The sequence below is a fragment of the Enterobacter sp. 342 genome (genome assembly GCF_036663495.1).
Lineage (GTDB): Bacteria > Pseudomonadota > Gammaproteobacteria > Enterobacterales > Enterobacteriaceae > Enterobacter.
Genome location: NZ_JAWUEI010000140.1, coordinates 1 through 432 on the forward strand (window position 1 = coordinate 1; position 432 = coordinate 432).

The following is a 432-nucleotide window of genomic DNA, read 5'->3' on the forward strand; positions in this document are numbered from 1 at the left end:
AAGACGGGAAGTTTCGGCCCTTACGGATGCCCGGAAAACCTTAGCGTACGATTTTTTCCGAATTCTGCGGGCTCCCCATCAACACGGATAAAGCGCCCGCCTATGGTCGCGCGCTTGCTCTGCTCAAACGCGAAGGCCGGTGCCCGTCTGACGTTGAACACCGACAGATTAAGTACCGGAACAACGTGATTGAATGCGATCATGGCAAACTGAAACGGATAATCGGCGCCACGCTGGGATTTAAATCCATGAAGACGGCTTACGCCACCATCAAAGGTATTGAGGTGATGCGTGCACTACGCAAAGGCCAGGCCTCAGCATTTTATTATGGTGATCCCCTGGGCGAAATGCGCCTGGTAAGCAGAGTTTTTGAAATGTAAGGCCTTTGAATAAGACAAAAGGCTGCCTCATCGCTAACTTTGCAACAGTGCC

Annotated in this window: 1 pseudogene; it reads left to right on the plus strand. The window is 51.6% G+C overall.

The window, feature by feature from the left end:
- Window positions 1-77 precede the first annotated feature (77 nt).
- A pseudogene (locus tag V6E55_RS25665) lies at window positions 78-380 on the plus strand (IS6-like element IS26 family transposase); the annotation flags it as partial.
- Between the last annotated feature and the right edge of the window lie 52 nt (window positions 381-432).